Source organism: Paenibacillus sp. FSL P2-0322, from assembly GCF_037975315.1.
In the GTDB taxonomy this organism is placed as follows: Bacteria; Bacillota; Bacilli; order Paenibacillales; family Paenibacillaceae; genus Paenibacillus; species Paenibacillus polymyxa_B.
Genome location: NZ_CP150243.1, coordinates 3,627,621 through 3,649,299, shown reverse-complemented (window position 1 = coordinate 3,649,299; position 21,679 = coordinate 3,627,621). Strand labels below are relative to the sequence as shown.

Sequence of the window (21,679 nt, the reverse complement as noted above, 5' to 3'; positions counted from 1 at the left end):
CATTATTCTACAATAAGGGTGTAAGAAAGGTCCCGACACTGAGCGTAAGGCATCGGTGAACAGGCCGGGCTCAAGAAATAGCTTTATCGTGAAAAAAATCACAAGTCCGGAAGACCAAACAATTTGGAGGGATTTACATGTCGGTGATTGAGAGAGAATTACAAGAGCAACAATCTGGCTGGAGAGGTTTTAAAAAAGGCAAATGGACTAAAGAAGTCAACGTCAACGATTTTATTGAAACCAATATCTTACCTTATGTTGGCAATGAAGAATTTTTGGTTGGTCCTACCGCCAACACAACTGCACTGTGGGATATTGTATCCGATCTTACCAAAAAAGAGCTGGCAAACGGCGGCGTGCTTGATGTAGACGTGAATACGCCATCCACTATTATTTCACATAAGCCGGGTTATCTGGACCGGGATAAAGAGCAAATTGTCGGTGTACAAACAGATGCTCCATTCAAACGCTCTTTGCAGCCGTTTGGTGGAATTCGGATGATGATCGACGCTTGCAAAGCCTATGGTTTTGAAGTACCAGAAAGTATCATTGATATCTTCACTCATATTCGTAAAACTCACAACCAAGGTGTATTTGACGCTTATACAGATGAAATGAGAGCAGCTCGTAAAGCTGGTATCATTACTGGTCTGCCAGATGCATACGGTCGTGGTCGTATTATCGGTGACTATCGTCGTGTAGCTTTGTATGGTGCAGACTTCTTGATCCAAGATAAAAAACTGCAACTGAAAAGCCTTGAAGTTGATTCCATGGAAGAAGATGTAATTCGTCTGCGTGAGGAAATTTCCGAACAAATTCGTGCTTTGAATGAACTGAAACAAATGGCTGCTGAACACGGTTTTGATATCTCAAAACCTGCTAACAATGCGAAAGAAGCTTTCCAATGGGTATATTTTGGATATCTTGCAGCAATCAAAGAACAAAATGGTGCAGCAATGTCCTTAGGACGTGTATCTTCCTTCCTTGATATTTACTCTCAACGTGATATGGAAGAGGGTACAATGACAGAAGAACAAGCTCAAGAACTGGTCGATCATTTTGTTATGAAATTGCGTATTGTTAAGTTCTTGCGCACACCTGACTATAATGAACTGTTCAGTGGAGATCCAACTTGGGTTACTGAGTCCATTGGTGGTATGTCCGTAACTGGAGAAACTCGGGTAACTAAAAACAGCTTCCGTTTCCTGCACACCCTCTACAATCTGGGACCTGCACCGGAGCCGAATCTGACTGTACTGTGGTCGGAAAAATTGCCTGAAGGCTTCAAAAAATATTGTGCGAAAGTTTCTATTGAAACTAGCTCCATTCAGTACGAGAATGACGATCTGATGCGTCCGATTTATGGAGACGATTATGGTATTGCTTGTTGTGTATCGGCAATGAAAATCGGTAAACAAATGCAATTCTTTGGTGCTCGTGCCAACTTGGCTAAAGCTCTGCTGTATGCAATTAACGGTGGTAAAGATGAAAAATCTGGCGTCCAAGTAGGGCCTGAATTCCCAGCCATTACAGGCGAAGTTCTGGAATATGAAGAAGTGTTGAGCCGCTTCAAACCTATGATGGAATGGTTGGCAAAACTGTACATGAACACTTTGAATGTTATTCACTACATGCATGATAAATATAGCTACGAACGCATTGAAATGGCGTTGCATGATCGTGATATTCTCCGCACCATGGCTTGTGGTATTGCGGGTCTGTCAGTTGCTACCGACTCCTTGAGTGCCATTAAATTTGCAAAAGTTAAACCAATCCGTAACGAAAAAGGGATTGCTGTTGACTTTGAAATCGAAGGCGAATACCCTTGCTACGGTAACAACGATGACCGTGTAGATAACATCGCTGTGGAACTGGTAGAAAGCTTCATGAGCATGATTCGCAAGCATAAAGCTTATCGTAATGCGGTTCCTACTCAATCTGTACTGACTATTACTTCCAACGTAGTGTACGGTAAGAAAACAGGTACAACACCGGATGGACGTAAAGCAGGCGAACCGTTTGCACCAGGGGCAAACCCAATGCACGGCCGTGATAAAAAAGGTGCTTTGGCATCTCTGAGTTCCGTGGCTAAATTGCCTTATGAACACAGTCTAGATGGTATCTCGAACACCTTCTCCATCGTGCCTAAAGCACTGGGTAAAGAAGAAGAAACACGCAAAACAAACCTTGTTTCGATGATGGATGGCTACTTTGGAAGCCACGCACATCATCTGAATGTCAATGTGTTTGCTCGCGAACAACTGTTGGATGCAATGGAACACCCAGAAAACTATCCACAGCTGACGATTCGTGTTTCCGGCTATGCCGTTAACTTTATCAAGCTGACTCGTGAACAACAATTGGATGTTATTAACCGTACTTTCCACGGTACAATGTAAATAAGTATTACAATGACGCACGCATAGCGGATGCGGGAAGGATGATGCAACATGTTGAAAGGTCACATACACTCATTGGAAACCTTCGGGACCGTCGATGGTCCCGGCATCCGCTTCGTGCTCTTTATGCAAGGATGCTTGTTGAAATGTCAATATTGCCATAACCCGGACACTTGGGCCTTGAATGAAGGTAATCCGATGACGTTGGAGGAGGTATTGGCTGAGATTGAGCCGTATTTAGCCTATTACCGTTCTTCAGGAGGCGGATTGACCGTATCCGGTGGAGAACCGACGCTGCAAGCTCATTTTGTCGCAGAGCTGTTCAAAGAAGTGAAACGTCGGTGGAATTTGCACACGACACTGGACAGTAACGGCTTTAATGACGCGGGCCGTATCCATGAACTGCTGGACGTAACAGACTTGGTGCTACTGGATATTAAGCATATTGACAATGACAAGCATATTAAGCTTACAGGCAAGTCTAACGACCGTATGTTAAGTACGGCTCGCTGGTTGTCTGAGCAAGGGCGCAAAATGTGGATTAGACACGTATTTGTACCGGGTATTCATGATGACGAGCAAGATTTATTGAATTTGGGACGGTTTATCGGAACGTTGAACGGAGTCGAGAAATTCGAAATATTACCTTACCATCAAATGGGTGTTTACAAGTGGGAAATGCTTGGTAAGGAGTATCCGTTGGAGGGAGTTCCATCTCCTACAGATGAAGAAGTTCAACGTGCTTACCGACTCATTGAAGAGGGTCGTCTGGAGACTGCAGGAAAGAATGCTGTCTGTCGTCCATCATAATGTAAATGGTTCAAAAGCTATTTCCTAGTAATGAAGCCGCCGCCACATCAGGTCAGATGGGCGGCGGTTTTTTGTTGTTGAATTTTTTGCAGTCACAGGAGAAAGTTCCCTTTTTTTCATGATCAGCAAAATTTCCAGAAACTTTTTAACAACTGACGCGTCTAATAGTATGACTTTTTACGGGAATGATAATAATTTGGTGATAGAAGGAGACAGACAATGAATTTCAAGAAATGGACCATGCTCACCGCCCTTGCGGTGGCTCAGGTGGCCGCAGTAGCCCCTGTAGGAGCAGAAGCAGCATCAACAACCGTTCAATCCACCGATTCGGTTAGCGCACAGCAGGCTCAGGCCAATGTTGCTGATTCAGGCGTTCAGAATAGCATCGGAGATCAAGATGGAACTAGCACACAAAATGACACGGTTACACCTAATAACACAGGCGTTTCCAATGATCCATTGACTGGCCTGCCTACGGATACAACCAACGGATCGAACGTTTCCAATGATGTATACGGTGGAGACGGAACGATCACCAATCCTGGTGGAGCTCCAACATCCATGGGTGCTAATCAATTGATTTTGTACTTAAACAGCGCGAAAATGGAACAAAACGGACAGGTGTACACAGCAACTCAGCCGATGACTGTTAAGGACGGAGTTTCCTATGTAGCTATCCGTTCTCTTGTCAGCCGTGTCGGATTGCAGTTTAGTTATGACACTGCCACCAAAGAAACCGTAATCACACAAGGAACAAATGTCATGCGCTTCAAAACAGACAGCAAGGTTTATACGGTTAACGGTGAAGCCAGACAAATGAAGGGACCGGCTTTTCAGCAAAAGAACGTATTTATGGTGCCATTGACCTCGATTACACAGGCCTTAAATATTCCTTATACTGTGAATAATACGACTAAACAAGTTATCATGGATTTGAATCAGAAACCTAAAGCTTCCTTCACGGTTCAGCAAAAAGATATCTATGCGGGCGAAACCCAAGTTACGTATTTGACGAAGGAATCTTCTCCTACAGGTCTTCCGATTGTAAACCAACGTTGGGAAGGTAAGCAGGACGTATTTCAGGAGCCGGGTACATATGTAGTTACCTATTCTGTTCTTGACTCTGCTGGGAACTGGAGTGATCCTTACTCAGTTACAATTACAGTAAGACCACCAAATCAGCCGCCAGTGGCTCTGTTTACAACTGATAAAAAAGAGTACAAGATGGGCGAGAAAATCACCATTACCGACCTGAGTACAGATGATGAGAATGCTATCACTAAGCGTGATTGGGAGAATAAGAAACTTGCCTTCTTCCAACCAGGTGATGTAACAATTACGCTCACCGTAACTGATAAGCACGGCGCAACAGGTACCAAAAGTGAAACGATTAAAATTACAAATGAACTGCTGTACAACGAAGATGATTTCAATAAAATCTTCACACCATATGGTGATAAATATACAGTAGACGGCAGTCAGGTGCCTACCATGGCTACTATTCCAGTGACAAGTACTTCTTCACCGCGTCTTTTGATCCGTGCTAACAGCCCAGAACGTGTGTTCCAGGATGGTATCGTGTATCAAGAAACCGGATCAGGCAGCACGCGCATACTCGTCCATCATGTCAATGAAACGGGTAGAGATGTGAAGATGTACGTGATTGCGACCAACAACAATATCACTCCTGCCAATATAAATGTCGAAAATTCCGGTTTTGCTGGACCATCTGAATTTGCCACGGCTGCGGGTAAAGTCTCGATTCAACGATATTTTCAATCCATGCAGGATGGAAGCAAGCGTTCTAGCACAGTTCTAAATCCTGGCGAAAATCGCATTATTTTAGAGGATTTGAATGCACAAAAAATCAAGCAAAAACAGGTCATTTCTCTGTTATCCGATTTATATACGGATCAACCTATTCAATACACGGTTATTGTGTTAGATGCAAATGTAGATCCGTTGACCGTGATGCCTACTCTGGCAAAACTGCCTAAGGACGGTATTCACAACCGTGGAACGTACGCTAATGCTGATATCTCGCTCAATTATACCGAAGAGGTTGGTAAAACAGCTCAACGTATCGTTCTTGGTGATAATAAGGTAGACCCGAACCTGATTGGTACGGACGGTCTGGACGGCTCTTCTGCTTCCAATGCCGGTAATTTTGGTGTTGTATATAAAGTTAAATTGGATCATGTAGCGCCGTATTCACTGATTACGTTCAACCCGCGTGGGGGCGAATATTCCGGCTATGCGATGGTAAACAATCAGGTTGTGGGTATCCCGACGAACGGCGCGGTATGGGCTCCAAATGAGATGAGTGTGCTGTATCGCACAGGGCATATCGAGGAAAGTGTAGAGATGTATTTCACTGCTGCTGCAGGAAGTAACTTGCCAGTTTCCGTAGTAGTCATGCCTTTACCAGCTATTAAAAATTAATATGAATTAACCGGTGCTGTTTACCGGCTTAGACCTTGGGTCTCGTCATTCACCGTTTAAAAGTCGATGTCACTTGCAGAATATAGGCGTTCTCCTGCTGCGAATTTAATCGTAGCGCCGGAGAGCGTCTTTTTCTTATGTATAGATACGAATATCTCTTATAATATTGACTTTAATCGTGGTATAATAAATAGATGCAAGCCTAAGCCTGCATCAGAAAACCTGAAACTACAGACAGGGGAGGGTGAAACGCATGCTGACAAAGGATGAAATTATTGCAACAATGTCCGCTCAGGGGCTGCGTATTACAGATCAGCGCAAGACGTTGGCCACGTTATTTTCCGAGAATGAAGGGTATCTGTCCCCCAAAGACGTTTATGAATATATGGGTAAGAAGTACAGTGGACTTAGTTTTGATACGGTTTATCGTAATCTGCGTGTAATGCAGGAATTGGGTGTACTGGAACAGGTATCTTTTGAGGATGGAATGAAGTTCAAGGTGAGCTGTAATGAGCATCATCACCATCACCATATGATTTGCTTGAGCTGTCAGAAAACATTACCGATTTCTTTTTGCCCAATGCAAATGACGGATACAACGGATCAATTCCAAATCGTCGAGCACAAGTTTGAAATTTTTGGTTATTGCAAAGATTGTCAACAGAAGAATGGGCATACTGACAGTAATTCGGATGGGGGATTCAGACAGACGAGCAGTCACACTCACAGCCACGGGGGCTACTGAAATGAAAATCACCACACGCAGAGTGGTACAGGCTCCGATTAAGTTTTATCGTTCCTATATTTCACCGTTAAAGCCGGCTACCTGCCGATTCTATCCAACGTGTTCGGCGTACGCGTTGGAGGCGGTAGAGATGCATGGTGCGCTCAAAGGTTCATGGCTTGCTGCTAAGCGTATAGCCAAGTGCCATCCCTTTCATCCGGGCGGCGTAGATTTGGTCCCTCCTGCAAAAAAGGGAACAGATAGGTCTAGCGAAGATCGTTTGGCTACCCACTCTGAAAAGGGTCTGACTTGACAGCGCTATGCGGATTTGGTTATATTTTGGTTAATATTGTTTTCCTGCGAAGGGATGAGTAGGGTAAAACGCCCAGTACAGAGAGCCGGGGTTAGCTGCAAACCGGTCTGGAGCGAAGCCTGAATATGGTCCTGGAGGAACCTTTTTCGAGCGTATTTGCCACAATTATTAGTGCTTGGGAGGCAATCGTAAGGGGGAGGCGTGTTCCAGCGTTAATGGGCGGTCAGATGTGACCGGTGAAGCCTGTAGTCTGCGAGGATACAGGAAAATTGGGTGGTAACGCGTGAGGTGACTCTCGTCCCATAGGGGCGGGGGTCTTTTTTGTGCCCAATTTGTGCCAAATACATGAATTGGAGTACCATCATGTCAGCAGGTCTTATAGCTGCCGTGAACAAAACAGGAGGCAACACACATGTCCAATGAGAACACATTTTACATTACGACACCGATCTATTATCCGAGCGACAAGCTACATATAGGTCATGCTTACACGACGGTTGCGGGAGATGCAATGGCCCGTTACAAGCGGCTACGCGGTTATGAAGTGCGCTATTTGACAGGAACGGATGAGCATGGTCAGAAGATTGAGCAGAAAGCAAGTGCAGTAGGCAAAACGCCGCAACGTTTCGTAGATGATATTGTGGCAGGTATTCAAGAACTGTGGCGGAAGCTCGACATTTCCAATGACGATTTTATCCGTACTACGGAGGAACGTCATAAGGCTGTTGTACAAGAAATTTTTGATCGTTTGCTGAAGCAAGGCGATATTTACAAGGGAGAATACGAAGGCTGGTACAGCATCCCTGACGAGACGTACTACACAGAAACTCAGCTGGTTGACGTGGTGAAGGACGCCGAAGGCAATGTGGCTGGAGGAAAAAGCCCGGATAGTGGACACCCTGTAGAACTGGTCAAGGAAGAGTGTTACTTTTTCCGTATGAGCAAGTATGCTGATCGGTTGCTGCAATTTTATGAAGAGAATCCGCAGTTTATCCAGCCGGAATCACGTAAAAAAGAGATGATCAATAACTTCATCAAGCCGGGTCTGGAGGATTTGGCTGTATCCCGTACTACCTTCGATTGGGGCATTAAGGTGAAGGGGGATCCGAAGCATGTCGTGTATGTGTGGATTGATGCACTTTCCAACTACATCACAGCCTTGGGTTATGGCTCTTCCAATACCGAGCTGTATGATAAATTCTGGCCTGCAAATGTGCATATCGTAGGTAAAGAGATTGTACGGTTCCACACGATATATTGGCCGATCATGCTGATGGCGCTGGATCTTCCGTTGCCTAAAAAAGTATTTGCACATGGTTGGCTGCTCATGAAAGACGGTAAAATGTCGAAATCTAAAGGCAATGTTGTAGACCCAGTGACGTTGATTGACCGTTATGGTCTGGACCAACTACGATACTACTTACTGCGCGAAGTGCCTTTTGGGGCAGACGGAACATTTACACCAGAAAGTTTTGTAGATCGAGTTAATTCGGATTTGGCAAATGATCTGGGCAACTTGTTGAATCGTACCGTGGCGATGGTAGATAAATATTTTGATGGTAAGGTTCCAGCTTATGAAGCGAATGTAACAGCATTCGACGGAGCTTTGGAAGACATGGCAACATCGACTTATAGTAAAGTAGAAGAAGCCATGGAAAACATGGAGTTTTCCGTGGCATTAACGGCGATTAGCCAATTTATTAGCCGTAGCAACAAGTATATTGACGAGACGCAACCATGGAATTTGGCTAAGGATGAGGCAAAACGTCGCGAATTGTCATCTGTTATGTTGCATTTGGTAGAAAGCTTGCGCATCGCTTCCATCTTACTCCAGCCATTCTTAACCCGTGCTCCTCATAAAATTTGGGAGCAGCTCGGTATTAGCCAAGGTGAGTTGACTACATGGGATAGCGGCAAACAGTTCGGTCGTATTCCGGAAGGAACGCAGCTAGTCAAAGGTAATCCGATCTTCCCGCGTCTGGATTCAGAGCAAGAGGTTGCTTTTATCGTGGAAGCGATGACTGGAGGTAAGAAGCCGGAGGAAGCTACGACACAAGCTCAACCGCAGAATGCATCTGAGACGAGTCAGGAAGCACCGGAGGCAAAGGAAGAGATTGGCATTGAGGATTTTGCCAAGGTGGAACTGCGCGTTGCTCAGGTCGTCGCCTGCGAGCCTGTGAAGAAGGCCGATAAACTATTGAAGCTCCAGCTTGACCTTGGTTATGAGCAGCGGCAAGTAGTATCAGGGATTGCGAAGTTTTATACACCTGAAGATATCATTGGGCGCAAGGTGATCTGTGTGACCAATCTGAAGCCAGTAAAACTTCGGGGAGAGCTGTCGCAAGGTATGATTTTGGCAGCATCACATGGAGATCAGCTTACGCTGGCCACCGTACCGGAAGGTATGCCGAATGGTGCGGTTGTAAAGTAGAACGCTATGTAAAAATAAAAGAGCGTATGTCCAGGAATTATTCTTCCTGGGCATGCGCTTTTTGGCTTGCATCATATTTTGCTCCCGTTATACGTATGTTTTAGTAGGCAGGGCTTGTTTGCTTGTGTTCACTTAAGACAGGTGGGAGGAAATGATGATGACAAATATCAACGCTGGGTTGGCGATCATAGCCGGACTGGTTTCTTTTTTTTCACCGTGTTGTTTACCGCTGTATCCATCTTATTTATCGTATATGACAGGGATGTCTGCGCGTGAACTGGCTGAAGGACGGCACAAGGCTGAGGTTCGTTATCGTACGATGGGACATACGCTTGCTTTTGTATTGGGCTTTTCGGTCGTTTTCTATTCACTGGGTGCAAGTGTCGGGTTGCTTGGAGAATGGTTTGCCAATTATGGGGACACGCTAAGAATGGTAGCGGGATCACTTATTTTACTAATGGGGCTGGTATCTCTTGGTGTGGTGCGTCCTTTGATTCTAATGAGGGAGCATAAGCTTCGCTGGACATGGAAGCCTGCCGGGTACGCCGGTTCCTTTGTAATCGGAATTGGATTTGCGGCAGGCTGGTCGCCCTGTATCGGTCCCATGCTAACAGCTATTATCGCTTTGGCGGCAGTAGAGCATCACATTTGGTTCAAACTGATTACAGGCTATGCGCTTGGCTTTGCGATTCCATTTTTTGTATTAGCTTTGCTGGTAGGCTCTGTTCGACTATCCTCTCGCTATACCTCCATCCTCATCAAGACAGGTGGCATACTACTAGTTATTACGGGCATTTTACTGGTAACGGATCATATGACCCATGTAACGCTATTTTTACAACGGATTACCCCAGATTGGATGCTAGTTATGTGAAATATTCAATACGACTTAAAGGGAAATGTTCAAAAATGCGCTCTGTGATAAACTCTCGCAGTGCATTTTGCTGTTCATCGGGATAAACATATTTGTTTTGTCCCCAGCGGCCCCATTTTTTCTTGCGTTTCTCTATGTCCATCTCCAGCTTGGTTTTCGGATAACGTTTCTCGATGACAGCTTTGGATGTTTTGGTGAAGCGATGCTGAATTAATTCGAACGTCAAATCTTTTGTAGCATGCTGTGGCAAGGTTTCTCCCAATTTTCGCAGCAACTCGCCGTAACCTTCTTCCCAGCCGTCATACCAGATGATGGGTGCGATGATGAACCCCAGTGGATAACCGGCTCGTGCGATTTTGCCAGCGGCTTCAATACGTTCCTCGAAGCGTGAAGTTGCAGGTTCAAACTGTTTAATAACATAATCGGAATTAATGCTAAAGCGGATGCGAGTATGACCATTATGTTTAATATCCAGTAATGGATCAACATGATGATATTTAGTAACAAAACGCAGACGACCAAATTCTTCATCTGCCATGAAACGAATCAAGTCTCCAAGCGTTCCGGTGATATGCTCCAAACCAACTGGATCGGAGGTGCAAGCTGCTTCAAAACGGGTAATTTCAGGCGCACGCTCCTCGATATAAGCTTTAGCTGCTGATAAGATATCGTCAGTGTTGACATATACACGAATATACGGCTTTGCTCCCAAGGTTGTTTGTAAATAACAGTAGTGACAGTGCCCCATACAACCAGTCGAAATGGGGATGGCGTATTCGGCAGAGGGCTTGGATTGGTCAAAAGTTAACGTTTTACGGATACCGACAACCAAAGTTTTTTTTGCCATTCGGTACTTTTCAACTTCAGTTTCACCTGGTAAATTGGTAATTCGGTTGTGAGAGGTAGTCATCCGATACGGAATATCCTTGGCTTTAACCCAATCCATAATACGCTGGCCCTTAGGATAATTCAGTGCGTCTGGCTCAAAAAACACCAGATCAGGCAAAAATGGCTTGGTTCCTCTGGTTTGGACAGGAGTACGCTCAAGCGTAGACATGACTAACGCTCCTTTCGAAATAAATCCACAGTGCTCTGGTGTCCAACTTTAACATATTGCCGCAGAAATAAACGATACAGGGACGACGATATTAGTGTGTCCCGCTTAAATTGAACAAATCGTGGCAATAGCTGTGAGTGGAGGGATGAGACTTGCCAATGGGCAATGATAACATGTATCATTACATAGTAGGTTTAACGCAGGAAATGAAGGCGGTAAGCGCCCGTTCAATAACAGAAAAGAGGGAAACAAGTGCCAACGCCAAGCATGGAAGATTATTTGGAACGCATTTACCAACTGATTGATGAGAAGGGTTATGCTCGTGTCTCGGATATCGCAGAGGGGTTAGAGGTGCATCCTTCGTCCGTCACCAAAATGATTCAGAAGTTGGATAAGGACGATTATCTTGTATATGAGAAATATCGGGGACTGATTTTGACACCGAAAGGGAAAAAGGTCGGCAAACGGTTGGTTGATCGCCATCAGTTATTAGAGCAATTTCTGGATATGATTGGGGTTGACAAGGACCTGATATATAAAGATGTGGAAGGTATTGAGCATCATTTGAGCTGGGATTCCATCACCCGTATCGAAACATTGGTTGAGTATTTTCGTCGGGATGAAGATCGCTTGCGCCAGCTTCATGACATACACAAGGAATTGAGTGGAGATTCCTAAAAGCATCTGTCCTTACGGACGATGCTTTTTTATTTGTCCCGACCGCAACAAATATCCGGTTATTAGCGTCTATCCATTATATAGCAGGACAAGATAGGGGTTAAAATTAACAGGGTTAGCGGAGGATTGTAATAATATGAATCGAAAGAAAATAGTGGCATTGGCTGCTGGCCTACTCTTAGCAGTGCAGACTGCCATCGTTCCTGGAGTTCAAGCAGCTCCAACTGGTAATATTGAAATTATATTGGACGGACAGTCCCTGCAAAGTGACGCGTCACCGTATATTGTACAGGGAGCCAATGTTACGATGGTTCCTTTGCGAGTGATTAGTGAGGGATTGGGCGCTCAGGTCAACTGGTCGGAATCGTCCGGTACGGTAACGATTAAAGCACAGAACAAAAATATATCTATGGAGAACGGTGCACAAAGCGCTACTGTGAATGGCAAGTCAGTTCGACTGGATGCATCTGCCCGTATGACAAGCGGAAGAGTCATGGTGCCTCTGCGTTTTGTTGGGGAAGAGTTGGGATTAAAAGTGGATTGGCAAGCTTCAGAGCGAGTTATTACGTTAAGCAGTGGTAAGGAAGGTGTCTCTACTGGCGGGAACACTTCTGCAGGAAGCAGCGGCTCTATATCAGATACGCCTGCATCTGGCAATCAGGACAGTGTAAGTACAGATCAGGGAGCCATCGATGATGAGCAGGCGGTTGTCACTTCACCGTCAACGTCTACTAGTGAGGACGGTTCAAGTTCTTCACAGGCAAATGTTGTTCAGGTAAAGGCTTCAACTTCCATGCGTGGAGCATGGATTTCTACCATTAACGGAGATTGGCCTTCTTCCGCTGCCCGAAGCAGCTCAGAGAAGCAAAAGCAGGAGTTTACTAAAATGCTCGATGATTTGCAGGGGATGGGCATCAATGCGGTATTTGTTCAGGTTCGTGCCAGCGGTGATGCGCTCTATCCATCGAGTCTTGTACCATGGAGCAAGTATTTGACCAACACCCAAGGTAAAAATCCAGGCTACGATCCCTTGAAATTTATGATTAGCGAATCGCATAAGCGAGGGATGGAATTCCATGCCTGGTTTAATCCGTTCCGTGCGAATTCTACAGGAACAACCAGCGGTTTGGCTGCAAATCATGTGGCTAATCAACATCCGGACTGGATTGTTAAGAATGGTAGCCAATTGTACATCAATCCAGGAATTCCGGCTGCACGTCAGCATGTCATTGCGGCGATTATGGAGGTCGTGAGCGGATATGATATTGACGGCGTCCATTTGGACGATTATTTTTATCCTTACAGCGGGACTTTTGATGATGATGCGACCTTTAAAGCATATAATGCCAACAAAATCTCTAACAAGGGCGACTGGCGGAGAGATAATGTGAACAGTTTTGTTCGCGATTTGGGCAAAAGCATTCATGCCAGCAAGTCTAAAGTTCAATTCGGAATTAGTCCTTTTGGGGTATGGCGTAACAAATCTCAGGACTTAACGGGTTCAGACACGAAGGCAGGCGTTACAGCGTATGATACGACGTTTGCGGATGTAAGAACCTGGATTAACAAAGAATGGATTGATTATGTAGCTCCACAAATTTACTGGAGTATCGGTTTCCCAGCGGCGGGATATGACAAGCTTGTCGCATGGTGGTCCAATGAGGTCAAAAACTCAGATGTTAAGCTGTATATCGGTCATTCTCCTTATAAGATCGGCACCCCTGAAAAGGGCTGGCAAACGGCTCAAGAGCTAATTAAGCAGCTTGAACTGAACGAAGATTATAAACAGGTCAAAGGGGATATTTACTTTAGTGCACAGCATCTGCGTAAAAATCCATACGGACTCATTCAGCTTCTTCAAAATTATTATCAAATGTGATATAAATTGGATCATATAGGTTCTATTTGGGCCTCCGTTCTCATACATAAGCAGTAGAACTGCTTACTCCCAAGAGAACGGAGGTTTTTTGATCTATGCTGATCAATGCTGTGTTCCAGGGTGGAGGGGTTAAGGGAATTTCGCTGGCGGGTGCAGTTAAGGCTGCGGAGGAGCATGGAATTGTATTCAATCGTTTGGCAGGTACATCATCAGGTGCTATTGTAGCTGCTTTATTGGCTGCGGGATACTCTGCGGATGAAATGAAAGCCGTAATTGAGAAAACCCCCTTGGTCAAGTTGTTACGACGTTCTCCAGTGTTCAATATTAAGTGGGTTGGACCAGCAGCTCGTATCTTTCTTAAAAAAGGGCTCTACTCAGGGGAGGCACTGGAGCACTGGGTACGTGAGCTGTTACGAGCTAAGGGAGTGCGTACGTTCGCGGATTTACCTCCTGGCAAACTGCGCATTATTGCATCAGATATCACGAATGGACGCATTCTGGTGCTTCCTGAGGATATCAAACGTTTTGGTATCAATCCCTCTTCACTGGAGGTAGCTAAAGCCATTCGGATGAGCACAAGTATCCCTTATTTTTTTGATCCCGTTATGTTAAGGCTTGATTCTGCACTTGCCAAGGGAAAGACTTTTTCTCAGCAATTTGTATTTGTAGTTGATGGGGCTTTACTAAGCAATTTGCCGTTGTGGCTTTTTGATGAGCCTGTAAATGAACGTGAGGCCAAAACGATTCCAACGGTAGGGTTTCAAATGGTGGGCAAAACGGGGACGGAGACCAAAGTTTCTTATATACGGGGTCCATTGACCATGCTGCAGGCTATTTTTGATACCATGCTATCAGCACACGATGAACGATATATTGAGCAGGAGAATCGGTATCGGACGATTAAAATTCCAACATTGGGTATCCGCACTGCACAATTTAACATTTCTACAGAGCAAAGTGATTTGTTGTATGCTTCCGGTGTGCAGGCAGGGGATGCTTTTTTCCACAAATGGAGCATCACTTCTTACCAGCAGCAGTATAGCAAGTACCAATTGATGAAGGATACCATGTACGCTATGAAATAAACACTAACTCGCAGTTAAAGTTAATTTAAAAGGGTGTAAAAAAGGAGCCTCTTCCCGGTCATATTTGAATACGCGGGTGATGGCTCCTTTGTGCTACATTTTAAAGGATGATTATCATTAATGATATTTAGGTTGTTCTTCTTCATTTTTGCCCTTGGAACCTTCAATTACATGAAAAGGATACGCTTTGCGCTTGCCTGTAGTCTGCTGCTTACGTGCGTTGGCTGTTTTGGCCATGGTGCGCACAGAGGGTTTGATTTTGGGAGTACGATTGTGTTGCCCTGGCAGGTATTTGTATAGCAGAAATATAACTGCAAAAACAAGGACGGGAATTAGTAAACTCATGATAAAGCCCCAGCTTCCTCTCCATAGCATATCCACAATCCCATATGCACCCAAAGCAAGGGTAAGCCAGAAAATAACGGCATGTCTGTTCATTATTCACTCATCCTTTCACAGGATCAAGGACCGGACTGTTGAAGGTCTCCTTTACAGGTACGTTTTCCAACTCAGCATCCAATTCAAGCATACGCTTAAATGAGGCAATGGATACCTCCACTTGATCATCAGTCGGTTCTTTGGTGGTAAGTAGTTGCAGCCACAGACCGGGGTAACCTAAATAACGAAGTACCGGAATTTCACGAAGAGCATTGGTCAGCTTGAGAAATTCAAAAGAAAGCCCCAGTACGATCGGAAGCAGTAGAAGCCGTTGCCCCATGCGCTCCCACAGATTATCGTAGGTAAATAGGGAATAGACAAGTACTCCGATGATCACGGTCAGCATAATAAAGCTACTACCGCAGCGGTAATGCAGACGGCTGTATTTTTGTACATTGGCCGGGGTTAGTTCTTCCCCTGCTTCGAATGCTGTAATTACTTTATGCTCTGCGCCGTGATATTGAAACAGTCGCTTAATTAACGGAGTTTGGGAAATACCCCACAAATAAGCCAGTAGCAGAATCAGCTTAATAGCTCCTTCTGCGAGGTTATGCAAAATTTGGCTGTGAAACAAGCTACCGAATAGGAAATTCTCTACAATAACCGGAACGAGTGTCAATACAATTTTGCCAAACAGGAATGACAAAATACCGACCGCCGCCACACCGATCATCATACTCAGACTCCAGCGAGATTCTTCTTTTTTCTTTTGCTCAGCGCGTTCTTCCGGATCTACTTCATCATCAGCATACGCATCGGCTGAATAGTTCAAATGCTTGGTACCCTTGGCGCTGGAGTCGATGATGCTTACAATCCCCCGCAATAAAGGAATTCTGCGGAATTTGGATACCCAGGATTGCTCCTTGCGTGGTACTTCCAAATATGTGATTTCGCCAGTTTTGCGGCGAACTGCCGTGACATTGACACGCTTGCCGCCGAACATGACACCTTCAATGACTGCCTGACCGCCGTAGCTTACAGGCTTGGATGCTTGTGACAACCGTCTCACCTCTCTTAATACATGCTTTTTTGTATATTGTATCGAATTTGGAAGGGAATATCTAGTTAGATGAAACTGAGTGTAGTAATTAGGCCGCTCCAAGCTAAGATTCTGCTTTTAAAGGAGAAGGTAGAAATTCTTATCGTGGAGAAAGCTCATGCCACAGGCTTATAAAAAAAGCATTTATGGAGCTCGGACTGCTCACATAAATGCTACTCATTATAAAACCGAATGAATATTCGGAAACAACCTATTGCGAAATTGCCTCGACAACCTGGTCAACCAGCCCTTTTGAAGAGAGAGGGCCGCCAAATGTCCATGTCGTACCGCTCAGTGAATAGGTACGTTTTTCTTTAACGAAATTCAGACCGTTCCAGACCGAATTATTTTTCATGGGTGCGCCGAAAACATTATCGTCCGGCTGAACAATATAGATAAAGTTGCTGTCCTGAACGGCAGACAGAGCTTCAATGCCTACGGTTGAAAAGCCATACTGTTCAACTTTGCTCGGTTTCCAATCGTTAATCATGCCGATCTTCGCCAGTGTTGCCACGACGACTGAGTTATCTGAAAACATACGAAGGCTGGCCGCATTTTGCGAAGTGAAAGCCTGTGTCAGTATATAATGATAATCCGACTTGCCAGCAGCGGTGAGCTTTTCTTTGGCTTCAGCATAATGCTGATCCAGTTCGGCAAGCACCTGCTTAGCTTTGTCTTCTTTTCCAAGAGCACCTGCGATGCTATTAAAAATTTCTACCATTTTATCATGATCGTAGCCGTTACCATCGTTCAGATTATATTCGATCGTTGGAGCGATGGCCTTGAGTTGCTCATAGATAGCCTCATTTCCATCAACATTTGAAATGATCAGATCCGGCTTCAATGCAGCAATCGCTTCCAGATTCGGCTCGTTACGCGTGCCGACATCGACCACGCTACTATCGAGAGCCGCCTCCGGTGTCACGTATACCTTGTAGTTGGCATTGTCTGCATTACCAACCGGCTGAACGCCCAGCGCAATCAAATCCTCTGTAAATGTCCATTCCAGCACTACGACACGCTGTGCGGGCTTGTTGAGCGTGACCTCACCACGATTATGCTTTACCGTCACAGGACCAGTCGCTGTGTCAGTCGGTTTGCTACCCGACGTGGCTGTCTGATCTTTATCCGATGCTTTGTCGGCTGCTCCGCAACCTGCCAGAGTGAGCGTAAAAACCATTAACAATAAAATCCCGATTAATCCCTTTTTCATAGAAGCGTTCTCCCGTATATATGTTTTTAGGAAATGATAATGATTATCATTTTCATCATTATATTATGATAGAGGATTGAAATTTTGTCAATGTAAAAAACGAGTCCGTACCCTCAATTGGAAAGCTGCCATTATTCAGCATTCCTGTTCATTGTTAAACTATTCCCCCTTGGAGCATACTACCTAGCAAAATGGAATGCAGAATCCGATGGACGTACATGCATTTCCGATTGCAATTGTCTTTACGATGGGAAAAGTTTGCATATTGAAAGGGGATTAAACAACATGAGTGAAACCTACTCTATACCCAAGATAGGACATGAACAGGAGCAGTCTCGCGGATCTCAGGATCAACGTCATCATAACGACAGTGGTAGAGGCAGGCAGCAGTCAGGCAAAATACATACGCCTCTCATTCCTTTTGCACTTGAGTTGGGTTTTTTTGCGGGTTTGCTCTGGGGATTGCTACGCTGGCTGTTTTATAAGTTGCACTTTACGGTAGTAGCGCCTGGCTTTCTCGCGGAGCCTTTTTTCAAGCATTCGTTTATGAACACGATGGCGGGACATCTGGTAGGGCTACTTTTTTTTATTGGATTATCCGTCGTAGCTTCACTGGTGTACACTCTGTTGCTGCGCAGATTTAAGGGTCCTTTACCCGGAATTGTGTATGGTCTGATTTGGTGGGTTGTTTTATTTGTATTAACAGGTCCTAAGCTAGGAATGATGAATGCTCCTGATCGGTTAACATGGAATTCCTTATATACAGAAATTTGTGTGTTTATACTGTGGGGACTATTTATCGGATATACCGTTGCTGTCGAGTATACGGATGAAAGAAAGCGCGAGCCTGAGAAAGCTGAGGGCTGAACGTAACAAAAACTTCTCAAGCGCCTATCCCCTGTGTTAAAATAGCATTTGGTTATTTGACAGAGGGGAGCGGAATGAAAGATGAAGAATGACCGGGTGTTAAAGCTGCGGCAGGCGCTGGGCGAGCATAATCTGCGGGCTATGCTGATTACTAGCCCTGTCAATCGTCGATATTTGACAGGCTTCACAGGTTCGGCGGGTTATGTGCTGATTACGGAATCCCATAGCTATTTGCTGACTGACTTTCGCTATATGACGCAAGCGACCGAACAAGCCGAAGGCTTCACGGTGGTGCAGCACGCTGCACAGGTCATGGAAACGGTGAAAGAATTGCTGTCTTCCCATCAGATCAGCGAAACAGGCTTCGAGCAAGACGCTGTAACTGTTGCGACGCATAAAGCTTATAGCGAAGATTTGTCACCTATTTCACTGGTTCCGGTGTCGGGCATTGTGGAGAAGCTACGGGTGTACAAGGATGCAGAAGAGCTGGAAGTGATGCAGCGGGCAGCGGATTTGGCAGATGCTACATTTGCACACATTTTACCTTACATCAAGCCGGGTGTCAGCGAGCGTGAGCTGGATCTGGAAATGGAATTCTTCATGCGCAAGCAGGGAGCTACATCCTCTTCATTTGACACAATTGTGGCTTCCGGGGTTCGTTCGGCATTGCCTCATGGCGTAGCCAGTGCTAAGTTAGTACAAGCAGGCGAGCTAATTACGTTTGATTTTGGTGCGTTGCTGGATGGCTACTGCTCCGATTTGACACGTACAGTGGCTACACAAGGGGATTTAGCGCCTCAGTTGCGTGAGATCTACGATATTGTGCTTAAGGCGCAGCTTCACGCACTCGAACATATTAAGCCGGGCATGACAGGCCGTGAAGCGGATGCACTGACCCGGGATATTATTGCTGGCCATGGCTATGGAGACAATTTCGGTCACAGCACAGGTCATGGTCTGGGTCTGGAAGTACATGAATCAACACGCCTGTCTAAGGCAAGCGATGATATTCTGGAGCCGGGTATGGTGGTAACGGTCGAGCCAGGTATTTATGTGCCTGGATTGGGCGGTGTACGGATCGAGGATGATATCGTTATTACAGATAGCGGCATCAAGGTATTAACACATTCGAGCAAAGAATTTACAGTCGTTTAATAACGATAACAGTCCTGTAGGAGGGGTATTTTAGTGATTAACGTTAATGATTTCAAAACAGGATTGACCGTCGAGGTAGACGGAGATATTTTTACGGTGCTGGATTTCCAACACGTAAAACCGGGTAAAGGTGCGGCATTCGTGCGCTCCAAGCTTAAAAACCTGCGTAACGGCAACACTGTTGAACGTACATTCCGTGCGGGTGAAACGATCGGCCGCGCGCAAATTGAAAACCGTGGTGTGTCTTACCTCTATGCGAGCGCAGACGAGCATACATTCATGGATAACGAAACCTACGATCAATTCACACTTTCCAGCGATCAACTGAAATGGGAACTTAACTTCCTGCAAGAAAACATGAATGTAAACATCATTAGCTATAATGGTGAAATTCTCGGGATTAACCTGCCTAACAGCGTAGAGCTGAAGGTTATTGACACTGAGCCGGGTATTAAAGGTAACACCGCTACAGGTGCTACTAAAAATGCAAAAGTTGAAACAGGACTGAACGTTCAGGTTCCATTGTTTATCAACCAGGACGACGTATTGCTGATTGATACACGCGATGGTAAATACATTTCCCGCGCATAAATTTTGCAGCTTTTAGATTTCCTCTGTCCTTGTTAAGGGCAGGGGATATTTTTATAAGCACTAATATTAAAAAACAATGGCTCCGTACAGCACTTTCGTATTATACTGTACTAAAGTTATGCCGCAGGATGTCACGTTCAAGTCGTTTGGTGCCATCTCAAGGTTACATACTGTTGAGTCTGAGGGAGTGAATATCGTTGTCATTGTATGTCATGAAATTCGGAGGCAGTTCCGTCGGTGACACGGAGCGCATGAAACGCGTGGCAAAACGCGTTGTGGAGAAACAGAGTGAAGGGCATCAATGTGTAGTGGTCGTTTCCGCAATGGGAGACACGACAGACGAACTGATTGACCAGGCCAAATTGTTGAATGAGGAGTTGCCTGCACGTGAGCTGGATATGTTGATGACGACAGGTGAACAAATTTCAATCGCCTTGTTGTCGATGGCTATTCAGCAGTTGGGTCATGAAGCGGTATCGTTTACGGGATGGCAGGCTGGTTTCCGTACTGAATCTGACTTTGGTCGAGCACGGATTACGGATATTCAACCTCAGCGTGTGCTGGATGCACTGAGCAGCAACAAGATCGTTGTTGTAGCTGGTTTCCAAGGGATGTCTGCAGAGGGAGACATTACGACGCTGGGACGTGGTGGATCTGATACGACGGCGGTTGCGCTGGCGGCGGCAATTCAAGCGGACGCCTGTGAAATTTACACGGATGTGGACGGCATATATTCAACAGATCCACGGATCGTGAAGGTTGCTCGTAAGCTAAAAGAAATTTCTTATGATGAAATGCTGGAATTAGCTAATCTGGGTGCAGCTGTATTGCATCCTCGTGCGGTAGAATATGCCAAACATAACCGGGTACCGCTGATTGTGCGGTCCAGTTTTAACCATAATGAAGGAACGGTCGTAAAGGAGGATGCAGTAATGGAACAAGGCGTTGTAGTCAGTGGGATTGCATATGATAAAAATGTAGCAAGAATCAGTATTTTGGGCGTCGCCGATATCCCCGGTGTACTGGCGAAAGTATTTGGAACACTGGCGGCAGCCAAAATTGATGTAGACATTATTGTACAAAGCGGGGTTGAAGCTGGTAAAGCGGATTTCTCCTTTACAGTAGCTCTGACGGATCGTGAAGCAGCACTGAAGACGCTGGAAGGTATTCGTGGAGAGCTTCCGTACCGTGAAGTAACGTCTGAGGAAAACCTGGTGAAGGTGTCCATTGTAGGTGCAGGAATGGTTAGTCATCCGGGTGTTGCTGCGCAAATGTTTGCCGTACTGGCAGAGCAAGGCGTTAGCATTAAAATGGTAAGCACATCTGAGATCAAAGTATCGTGTGTAATTGAAGCGGGTAAACTTCATGAGGTTATTCAGGCGTTGCATACAGCTTATAACCTGGACACCGAGGAGCAAGCGTTTGTGGGTGGACCGCAGGACCGTCGTTAATAACTGCAACGTGAGATCTAGACACTGAATATGTCTAATGTGAACGATGCTTATGATAGGTAAAGGTTGATACAGGCCCTCTATTTATAGTTTGATAAATCATAGAATACAGCAGTAGGTTAAGAGGTTGTTCCATCAGTGAGAGTTAGACTGAGGGGCAGCCTCTTTTTTTGCTGAATCTATCTTTTCTACCCAAGGGTATCCCTTAGCTGACAAGGCTTTGAGAGGCCCTT

General features: G+C 45.2%; 18 protein-coding genes. 14 read left to right on the top strand and 4 right to left on the bottom strand.

The features are described from left to right. Positions 1-137 precede the first annotated feature (137 nt). The 7 genes from pflB (at position 138) to MKY24_RS16010 (ending at position 9,993) form a co-directional block, all read left to right on the top strand. Positions 138-2,399: a formate C-acetyltransferase gene (gene pflB, locus MKY24_RS16040; protein ID WP_025722256.1), complete on the top strand. Its 2,262-nt coding sequence runs from the start codon at positions 138-140 to the stop codon at positions 2,397-2,399. A 51-nt stretch (positions 2,400-2,450) separates the two neighbouring features. Beyond that, on the top strand, positions 2,451-3,209 hold the full coding sequence (pflA, locus tag MKY24_RS16035; RefSeq protein WP_013310845.1) for a pyruvate formate-lyase-activating protein: 759 nt from the start codon (positions 2,451-2,453) through the stop codon (positions 3,207-3,209). Positions 3,210-3,428: 219 nt separating this feature from the next. Further along, on the top strand, positions 3,429-5,651 hold the full coding sequence (locus MKY24_RS16030; protein WP_028540587.1) for a copper amine oxidase N-terminal domain-containing protein: 2,223 nt from the start codon (positions 3,429-3,431) through the stop codon (positions 5,649-5,651). A 253-nt stretch (positions 5,652-5,904) separates the two neighbouring features. Beyond that, complete coding sequence (locus tag MKY24_RS16025) at positions 5,905-6,396, top strand: Fur family transcriptional regulator (RefSeq protein ID WP_013310843.1); 492 nt, start codon at positions 5,905-5,907, stop codon at positions 6,394-6,396. Position 6,397: 1 nt separating this feature from the next. Next, positions 6,398-6,688 carry a membrane protein insertion efficiency factor YidD gene (gene yidD / locus MKY24_RS16020; RefSeq protein ID WP_023989271.1) on the top strand — a complete coding sequence of 97 codons (291 nt, stop codon included), beginning with the start codon at positions 6,398-6,400 and terminating at the stop codon, positions 6,686-6,688. A 412-nt stretch (positions 6,689-7,100) separates the two neighbouring features. Further along, complete coding sequence (gene metG, locus MKY24_RS16015; protein ID WP_339200314.1) at positions 7,101-9,119, top strand: methionine--tRNA ligase; 2,019 nt, start codon at positions 7,101-7,103, stop codon at positions 9,117-9,119. 157 nt (positions 9,120-9,276) lie between these two features. After that, a complete protein-coding gene (locus MKY24_RS16010) occupies positions 9,277-9,993 on the top strand; it encodes a cytochrome c biogenesis protein CcdA (protein ID WP_023989269.1) in 717 nt (238 codons plus the stop codon). On the opposite strand, the gene splB is transcribed toward MKY24_RS16010, so the two are convergent. Beyond that, the gene (gene splB, locus MKY24_RS16005) at positions 9,986-11,050 is read right to left on the bottom strand and encodes a spore photoproduct lyase (RefSeq protein ID WP_023989268.1); all 1,065 of its coding nucleotides are present in this window, start codon (positions 11,048-11,050) and stop codon (positions 9,986-9,988) included. The genes MKY24_RS16010 and splB overlap by 8 nt on opposite strands. Positions 11,051-11,302: 252 nt before the next feature. On the opposite strand from splB, the gene mntR reads away from it, so the two are divergent. The 3 genes from mntR (at position 11,303) to MKY24_RS15990 (ending at position 14,692) form a co-directional block, all read left to right on the top strand. Beyond that, positions 11,303-11,728, top strand: coding sequence for a transcriptional regulator MntR (gene mntR, locus MKY24_RS16000; protein WP_007430946.1), 426 nt, complete (start codon positions 11,303-11,305; stop codon positions 11,726-11,728). 136 nt (positions 11,729-11,864) lie between these two features. Further along, positions 11,865-13,607, top strand: a complete 1,743-nt coding sequence (locus MKY24_RS15995) for a family 10 glycosylhydrolase (RefSeq protein ID WP_339200312.1) — start codon at positions 11,865-11,867, stop codon at positions 13,605-13,607. A 95-nt stretch (positions 13,608-13,702) separates the two neighbouring features. After that, positions 13,703-14,692 carry a patatin-like phospholipase family protein gene (locus tag MKY24_RS15990; RefSeq protein ID WP_023989266.1) on the top strand — a complete coding sequence of 330 codons (990 nt, stop codon included), beginning with the start codon at positions 13,703-13,705 and terminating at the stop codon, positions 14,690-14,692. A 117-nt stretch (positions 14,693-14,809) separates the two neighbouring features. Here the strand turns inward: MKY24_RS15990 and MKY24_RS15985 are convergent, their stop codons facing one another. The 3 genes from MKY24_RS15985 to MKY24_RS15975 all read right to left on the bottom strand — a co-directional run bounded on the left by MKY24_RS15985 (position 14,810) and on the right by MKY24_RS15975 (position 17,382). Then, on the bottom strand, positions 14,810-15,130 hold the full coding sequence (locus MKY24_RS15985; RefSeq protein WP_339200310.1) for a hypothetical protein: 321 nt from the start codon (positions 15,128-15,130) through the stop codon (positions 14,810-14,812). A gap of 7 nt (positions 15,131-15,137) precedes the next feature. Beyond that, entirely contained in the window at positions 15,138-16,130 is a 993-nt protein-coding gene (locus MKY24_RS15980; RefSeq protein ID WP_071641501.1) for a DUF1385 domain-containing protein, read from the bottom strand. Between the two features lie 250 nt (positions 16,131-16,380). Further along, the gene (locus tag MKY24_RS15975) at positions 16,381-17,382 is read right to left on the bottom strand and encodes an iron-siderophore ABC transporter substrate-binding protein (protein WP_339200309.1); all 1,002 of its coding nucleotides are present in this window, start codon (positions 17,380-17,382) and stop codon (positions 16,381-16,383) included. A 285-nt stretch (positions 17,383-17,667) separates the two neighbouring features. Between MKY24_RS15975 and MKY24_RS15970 the strand changes: the two genes are divergently transcribed. The 4 genes from MKY24_RS15970 (at position 17,668) to MKY24_RS15955 (ending at position 21,446) form a co-directional block, all read left to right on the top strand. Continuing rightward, positions 17,668-18,249 carry a YqhR family membrane protein gene (locus MKY24_RS15970; protein ID WP_339200308.1) on the top strand — a complete coding sequence of 194 codons (582 nt, stop codon included), beginning with the start codon at positions 17,668-17,670 and terminating at the stop codon, positions 18,247-18,249. Between the two features lie 81 nt (positions 18,250-18,330). Then, positions 18,331-19,404, top strand: a complete 1,074-nt coding sequence (locus MKY24_RS15965) for a Xaa-Pro peptidase family protein (RefSeq protein WP_053325698.1) — start codon at positions 18,331-18,333, stop codon at positions 19,402-19,404. 33 nt (positions 19,405-19,437) lie between these two features. Beyond that, complete coding sequence (efp, locus tag MKY24_RS15960; protein WP_023989259.1) at positions 19,438-19,995, top strand: elongation factor P; 558 nt, start codon at positions 19,438-19,440, stop codon at positions 19,993-19,995. 197 nt (positions 19,996-20,192) lie between these two features. Continuing rightward, a complete protein-coding gene (locus MKY24_RS15955) occupies positions 20,193-21,446 on the top strand; it encodes an aspartate kinase (protein WP_071558530.1) in 1,254 nt (417 codons plus the stop codon). Positions 21,447-21,679 lie beyond the last annotated feature (233 nt).

Coding starts and splice junctions, on each gene's coding strand:
- splB (WP_023989268.1), bottom strand. CDS start 11,050: ATGTCTACGCTTGAGCGTACTCCTGTCCAAACCAGAGGAACCAAGCCA.
- yidD (WP_023989271.1), top strand. CDS start 6,398: ATGAAAATCACCACACGCAGAGTGGTACAGGCTCCGATTAAGTTTTAT.
- pflA (WP_013310845.1), top strand. CDS start 2,451: ATGTTGAAAGGTCACATACACTCATTGGAAACCTTCGGGACCGTCGAT.
- MKY24_RS16030 (WP_028540587.1), top strand. CDS start 3,429: ATGAATTTCAAGAAATGGACCATGCTCACCGCCCTTGCGGTGGCTCAG.
- MKY24_RS15970 (WP_339200308.1), top strand. CDS start 17,668: ATGAGTGAAACCTACTCTATACCCAAGATAGGACATGAACAGGAGCAG.
- MKY24_RS15975 (WP_339200309.1), bottom strand. CDS start 17,382: ATGAAAAAGGGATTAATCGGGATTTTATTGTTAATGGTTTTTACGCTC.
- MKY24_RS15990 (WP_023989266.1), top strand. CDS start 13,703: ATGCTGATCAATGCTGTGTTCCAGGGTGGAGGGGTTAAGGGAATTTCG.
- MKY24_RS15985 (WP_339200310.1), bottom strand. CDS start 15,130: ATGAACAGACATGCCGTTATTTTCTGGCTTACCCTTGCTTTGGGTGCA.
- pflB (WP_025722256.1), top strand. CDS start 138: ATGTCGGTGATTGAGAGAGAATTACAAGAGCAACAATCTGGCTGGAGA.
- MKY24_RS15995 (WP_339200312.1), top strand. CDS start 11,865: ATGAATCGAAAGAAAATAGTGGCATTGGCTGCTGGCCTACTCTTAGCA.
- MKY24_RS16010 (WP_023989269.1), top strand. CDS start 9,277: ATGACAAATATCAACGCTGGGTTGGCGATCATAGCCGGACTGGTTTCT.
- MKY24_RS16025 (WP_013310843.1), top strand. CDS start 5,905: ATGCTGACAAAGGATGAAATTATTGCAACAATGTCCGCTCAGGGGCTG.
- MKY24_RS15965 (WP_053325698.1), top strand. CDS start 18,331: ATGAAGAATGACCGGGTGTTAAAGCTGCGGCAGGCGCTGGGCGAGCAT.
- metG (WP_339200314.1), top strand. CDS start 7,101: ATGTCCAATGAGAACACATTTTACATTACGACACCGATCTATTATCCG.